A 6544-nucleotide genomic window follows, 5' to 3' on the forward strand; every position below is an offset into this window, starting at 1 on the left:
GGGTGCGATCCGCTGGGCACCTGAGAAATGAGGGGGAAATTGTAGAAACCGTACCGAAGCGGCTTCTGTGTTCGGTATGGGGAGACTCGATCTATACAAAAACGGCGTTCCTGGCGCATCCTGTGGGTTACTACGACCAAAGTCCACGGAAGGAACGCCGCTGTGCAGGATGCTACGCGAGTCACCCGGTATTTGACAATGATTGTTCGGATGACGAGTTGGGAATTGTTGTTGGAGGTGTGTGGGACGCTGTTGCGGATTGCCCGTTTAGTGCGTAGCTTTCGCCGAGGCGAGATTTCCCCTATCGCCCTGACGCGATTTGAACACGCACTCCAAGGTTTGCTGCGCGAATTGGGGCGATTGATCGTGCGATGGACGGTCAATCGCCTGGAACCAGTGGAGCGTGCGGAAATGCCAAAGCAGTTTCTGTGGAATGGGGATTACTACCGGCGACGCAACCTGTCGCCATTGCGGAATCTGAATTGCCTGTTCGGGCCGATTGAGCTCCTGCGTTATTGCTATCAGCCGCTGGAAACGGGTGGCCCGTGTTTGTTTCCACTGGAGATTCAACTGGGAATCGTGTCCGGCGTGGCGACTCCAGCGCTGGCAGACTGGGTTGCCCATGGGGCAGCGGATCTCACTCAGCGACAATTACTGGAGCAATTACGTTCCCGTGGTGTTGTTTGGGGAGTCGGAACCGTCAGGAAAGTCATTCATGAAATGGCGGAACGCATGAGTGAGCATCGTCAAGAGGCTCAAGTGCAGCAACTTCTTGTGTGGCTGCAGCAGGCAACGGCGATGAAGGGACCTCGTGGAGCGACCCTCAGTGTGGGACGCGATGGCGTGATGATCCCCGTCGTCTCGCAGAACAAATACAAGGAAGCCTGCACGGCGACGGTCTCGGTGCTTGACCGTCACGGTCGACGGCTGGGAACCATCTATTTGGGGCAAATGCCGGAAGCTCACCAGACCACGCTCAGCGGCGAATTGACGGCGCTGCTGCATCAGGTGCTCCTGCGTTGGGAAGGCGTTCTCCCGCGATTGGTCTACGTGACGGATTGCGGCCATCACCCGAAGACTTACTTTGAAGAGATTCTCAGCAAAATGAAAAGCCCGTGTCGGCCGACACACCTGCTGAAGTGGGAATGGATCGTCGATTACTACCATGCCTGCCAATATGTCGCACAACTGGCGGAAGCGATTTTCGGCCCTGGTCGAGCGGCATATGCCTGGTCAGCCAAGCAACGAAAAATCTTAAAGGAACAGTCGGGTGGTGTCTTTCGCATCTTGCGCAGCGCGGGCGCGCTCTTGGCAATTCGTGGCCTGATTGGCCGTACAGAGGACTACTACACGGCCTACCAGTATCTGCGGGAACGCGCGTCAAAGATGGACTACCGGAACTATCGTCATCGCAAGCTCCCGATTGGAAGTGGTATCACGGAAGCGGCCTGCAAAATCGTGTTCACGCAGCGGTTCAAACTCTCAGGAATGAAATGGAAGATCGAAGGCGGAAGCGACGTTTTGCGGCTGCGAGTCATCGCCCTCAGTCGAATCTGGAACCAAGTTCGCGATCGGGCACTCACTCACTTACTAATGCCGATACCAGTAACTCCCAAACCTCAACCGATTGAAAACTTCGAAAAACAACAGACAGTTGCGGTATAGAGTGGATCGCACCCCTTTGAAACCGCTTATAATCGTACCTCAGTGTCATTCTTTAAATTTCCTATAAAGGTCGGAAAAACGAATGAAATATAAACAACTGAATCAGAGAATTGCGTTGCATAAACGATACAAATCCATCGTAACAGCACATATATGTTATCTAGGTCTTGTCGCAATATTGCCGATAATATTTCCACAAGCTGAAGCTGCAGACACTAATCTTGTTCTCCATAACCTTCCCGAACCATCGCCTCAAGTTGATGAGATGAGCGACTCAGTACCGCAGTATGGAGTTGAACTTCACACAGATCGAGATCCATTCGTTTTGCCAAACGTCTCTGGTGGGAACTACTGCGCTTGCATGGCGATTGCCCAGAGGCACTCGAATGGCGAACGCCAGGATTTCGCTATCATCTCTGTTGGAGGGCCACCGGTGGAGGTGAAGAGGCCGATTCCGTTGAAAAACATCGGTAAAGATCCGGAAGACTGTGTGCTCGTCGTTAATTTGGACACGTCGAAATTCGAAAGGATCAAGTATCACCATCGGCGACCCGACCAAATCGTTACATCTCCTGATGGTCGCTTTGTGGGGATGGCCAGTTCAGAGGGATGGACTCCGCCAGGTGAGTTGTTGAGCCGATACAGCTCACCGAAGAACGAAATTGCCACAATGGCTGAGGGTACTGAGCCTGGTTCGGCAGTGGAATCTGATCGACTTGCGCGAAAAGAAAAGGCCGACCGGGGGATGCAAGCTTTATGCGTCGGCACGATGAAGGTCTCTGTCTGGGAAACGGCACCCTTTCGACCACTTTGGGAATTGCGATATGCCAAACCACCAGCGAATCAAACGCAACAGTTTAGTCGCCCGTGGAATTCCTACGCTCGAGTTGAACTCCCCTGGTGGGAAGAGAATGTGAACCAGCAACAGTTTGGGCGATTACGGATCGGCTTTTCAAACTGTTCACAGTATTTTGTTTCATTGGATGAGTCACAGAATGTGACGATACTTCGGCTCGCTGACGGCAAGGCCTTCCATTGCTGTCCAGCAACTAAAGATGTGCAGCCTGCCGCATTCTTTTTTGATGCCGAACCGGGTGTTGTATCCGTCATCTGTACTGATCATCGCATTCGTCAATTCCTTCTCGAAACCGGGAATGAGGTAACAAATCGTCACTTGACGTTGCCCTGGTGCGCAAGATTTCTTCGAGACTCTAATAACGTTCTAGGGATGGAATTTGTTGTGGATCCGTCCACCGGTACGATAGCCACACTTATGCCTCATAGGACACTGCAGATACTGCAGGGAAACACACTTACAGATCGGTGGAAAAAGGCTGTTGATGTGACGAATCTCACCGACACGAAGATTCGTCGTCTCGATTGTACATTAAATTCGGACAGGCTCGGCGTCGGGTACGTTCCCGGATACGGAGACTGTCGCTTCAGGCAACATTCAGATATCTACGAACTGATAGATTTGAAATCTGCCAAAGTGTTGAAGCGGATAGTATCAGGAACATTGGTAAATGCACGACTTTCTTCGAAGGCGGGCCATCACTATGGCTCAGACATTGACATTATTACGCCCAGACACTTCGCCTCATGCTTGAGTCCAGACGGCAGAGATATCTTCTATGCTTTCTCCGTTGACGACAGCAGGTAGCCGGTCCATCGCGGGTTTCGCTAAGGCAATTCGACCAAGGATTACGACTGTGCTCATTGGCGATTCAATAGGGACAGTGCATTTTCTGGACAATCACAGGCCAAATTGCTGCAGGCACTCTCTGAGCCGATCGTCTGAACAATGTTTTCACCGGGACACAAATCGCGTGGCCCCGCTTTCGCACAGTCTGGCATCGGTACGCCACGGCCTTCAGCTTCCTGATGCTCTGCAAACCAGACATCCCCTGACAGAAGTTAGTGGGTGGAAGTCTTTACTTTGCTTCTGTCTTCAATCGGATTCTCACCAGTAAGTCATTCAATGCCGCAGTGCCGCTGGGGGTGTCCGGCAGCGGACTTTCTTCGAACGCTGTTTGCAATCCGGATCGTAAACGTTCGTATTCCTTCTGATGGAATTCGAAGTCTGCGGCTTCAAGGCGTCCTAATTCGGGTCCCCTCGTCTTTCGGTCGATCAGGTCCTTGATATAGGGCAGTCGGCTCTCGTCGTTCAGGTTGTTCAGGTTCGCTTCGACATTTCCCGTTCGCATCAGATGGATGCCTGTCAGCAGCACACGATAGACGTAGAGCAGGGGTTTGACGTGGGGTGGGTCTGCCCTCTGAAAAAGCTTCCACTGCGTTTGAGCAAAACCAAGATAGTGGTGGGCATGGTGCCTGGTGAGGCAGCTTCTCGAAATGGCCTTCAAGTCCTCGTGTTCCGGAGTTGTGAAGACAATCAGCGGCGACAGCAATTGTTCCAGCACGTACCCGTTCTTTTTCAGCATGAGGCCAAAGAACTTTTTGGCATCATGCGTCACGAGATCAATTTCCAAGCCATCATCAATGCCCGACTTCTCGACAGTTTCACCGGTCGGGGTCAGCCCCACCACATCCTGGAGTGGTAGTAGATGAATGCCACGTAAATCGAAATCGGAATCAGGTGAAGGAAAGCCGTAAAGATGTGCGCCACTGATCGTGATGAACAAAAGCGGATAGGGGTGAGAATGCACCTGCTTTGCCAGCCTGGGATCAATGTTCATGGTAGCTCCTCCGACAACGCTGCTCTCCGGGCCCTCACAAGCAGTGCATTTGCCTGTTCGTAGTTGGGGCGTTCCGGCAACTTCGACCCTGACAATGCCCGATCGAATTCAGCGTGCAGGCTCAATCGCCACTTGTCAATTTCTTCCAAGGGGACTTCACCACGCTTAATTGCCAGCAGCAAGTCTCGGTGCTCGTCGACCCGCACTGGTACAAAACCGTGCTTCAGAACGGCGATGCCTGAAATCAGTAATCGAATCAGGTGCATCACATGCTTCCATTTGACTTCTCCCTGATTGCGAAGATCGGCCTGCATTTTTTTAAACTGGGACAGTACATAACCGTTATAGGTTTGATAGACCAATCGGGAGAGGAAGATGGTCCGCATTTCCAGCAGTTCACTTGCCAGCGGAGTCATCTTCTCGATCAGAGGTGAGTAGAGGCATTCGAGGACGTTGGGGTTCGCCTTGAGGGCCAAGGTGAGAAAACGCTGCAGTTCCCAATAATGCTCTTGCGTCTCTTGGCATTCAAGCTGTTCCGGCACGCCATGCAGCGACCAGTGCGATTCGGCCGGGGGCAGGAAGATGCCCCGGTAATCCGTGTCCGATTGATCATCGGCGAGTCCATAGGCGCGTGAGCCGATCACACAGCGAAGGATCACTCGATCATAGAGATTGCCGCGAGTCGAAGAGATCTGTACTTCACCGGATTCGCTTTCTTTGTACTGCGCCAGCAGTACCATCTCGGCTCGGTGCAATGCTGCTTCAAAGCCGTCGTGAAACCGAACTCGACAAGTGGGATCGAGGTCTCCTGGAGAACGAACAATGATACCGACCGCCCCGCGTGGATGAACCGTCTGCCCATCTTGGCCGACGACATCACGCAGCGACACGACAAGCGCCCCTGTCGAATAGATCGGGCTTGGGCTCTGCTGCACTCGTTCATTCACGGTCGAACACCCCCATCCGCATCGGAGAACCGACGAGTTGATCTTTCGGCCGCGTGGAGAGGGACCTCACAGCTTTCGATGTTCGCCAGCAGCACATGCGGCCCACACCTGAAGTTTATGGTGGGACCACTCGAAGCCGCGATCCGAGTGACGGTCCTGTCAGGCAGGCAGCGGCTCACAATTGGCGTTGTAGTCGCTATCGGGTGTGGTCGGCAATGGGCGCTAAGTGACTTCCCGATCGAGTTCGACCTTTTGATCAGGTCCGACCGATCAAGGGCGGATTAACGCCGTCCATCGTTTGCAACCCGTCCGCTGAAAACTTTCTTCAAAGCAATCAGCCTCGCCTCAGCAAACATCGTCCACTTTTCAAACGCGGGGGGCAAAGAGGACTGTCGGAAGGACGAGTGGAGCGATGTTGCGATGGGGTCACGGATTTGTTCTCGACTAGAAATCGTACCATAATCCGCAGCCGATTTGCTGTTCGTTTTCACGATAGAAGGAGTACTGAGGGCTACCTCCGTTATAGTAATGCAGGCCCGTTCGTAACGTTCCGGCCGCCCGGCCTTCCCCTTTCCACGCCCATCCCGCCTGGATACTGACATTCCCGCTATAATCAAGTTCTTCACGAAGGTGGCCGTTTACTGCCAGAAACGGAGCACCTTGAACGCCGGTCGGACGTACGGGACCCCAATCAAACCCTACCTGAAGGTGCAATGGTTCAGCAAAGTCGGACCGCACGGCGTAGTCGATTTCTCCATACAATCGGAACTCGGGAACAACATAGTATGAGTAGCCGAGATAGAACGAGTTACGGAAATAGTCAATTCGCGAGACTGAGGGATGAAACTTCAGGAATTCATCACCCATGTGAGAACTGACATGATAGAATCCGAATTTCCAGGCATGAGGTCCGCGCCGATAGGTCAATGGAATGTCGTATCGATAATCGGTCCCCGTCATGTCCCAGTCATCCGTGTCCGTGTTCTGTCTGAGATTCGCTCCTCCGAGAAGATCAAGCTGGAATCCCTCATCTGCATTGGCGTTGCCAAATCGCACAATGCCGAAACGACCGCCGATCTGTGAGTCGAGAGAGTTGTGTCCTCCTGAGTCACTGACGGCGCGTGTGGAGAGCCGTGGTTCCGCCGTACTGGCCCAGTAAGTGTGGTACAGAAATCCCTGCGGCAGAAACTTCCAGCTCCATTCCGTTGCGGGTTGAGATGGCAATACAGACGGGGG

5 protein-coding genes are annotated in these 6544 nt (G+C 53.0%); 2 read left to right on the forward strand and 3 right to left on the reverse strand.

Annotated elements, in window-relative coordinates; translation table 11 throughout:
- Positions 1–210: 210 nt before the first annotated feature.
- Entirely contained in the window at positions 211–1665 is a 1455-nt protein-coding gene (locus VGE80_RS14500) for a hypothetical protein (RefSeq protein WP_440593164.1), read from the forward strand.
- An 82-nt stretch (positions 1666–1747) separates the two neighbouring features.
- The gene (locus VGE80_RS14505; protein ID WP_440593165.1) at positions 1748–3328 is read left to right on the forward strand and encodes a hypothetical protein; all 1581 of its coding nucleotides are present in this window, start codon (positions 1748–1750) and stop codon (positions 3326–3328) included.
- Positions 3329–3599: 271 nt separating this feature from the next.
- Here the strand turns inward: VGE80_RS14505 and VGE80_RS14510 are convergent, their stop codons facing one another.
- From VGE80_RS14510 to VGE80_RS14520, 3 genes are all read right to left on the reverse strand, one after another.
- Positions 3600–4361, reverse strand: a complete 762-nt coding sequence (locus VGE80_RS14510; protein WP_440593166.1) for a nucleotidyltransferase domain-containing protein — start codon at positions 4359–4361, stop codon at positions 3600–3602.
- Positions 4358–5308 (reverse strand): nucleotidyltransferase domain-containing protein, encoded by a 951-nt coding sequence (locus VGE80_RS14515; RefSeq protein WP_397569185.1) that lies wholly within the window; start codon positions 5306–5308, stop codon positions 4358–4360. The genes VGE80_RS14510 and VGE80_RS14515 overlap by 4 nt, the downstream gene beginning before the upstream one ends.
- Positions 5309–5752: 444 nt before the next feature.
- Positions 5753–6544 (reverse strand): DUF1207 domain-containing protein (locus VGE80_RS14520; protein ID WP_440593167.1); only part of this gene is annotated, 792 nt, incomplete at its 5' end.

Origin of the sequence: Schlesneria sp., assembly GCF_036405755.1 — a bacterium.
Taxonomy (GTDB): Bacteria; Planctomycetota; Planctomycetia; order Planctomycetales; family Planctomycetaceae; genus Schlesneria; species Schlesneria sphaerica.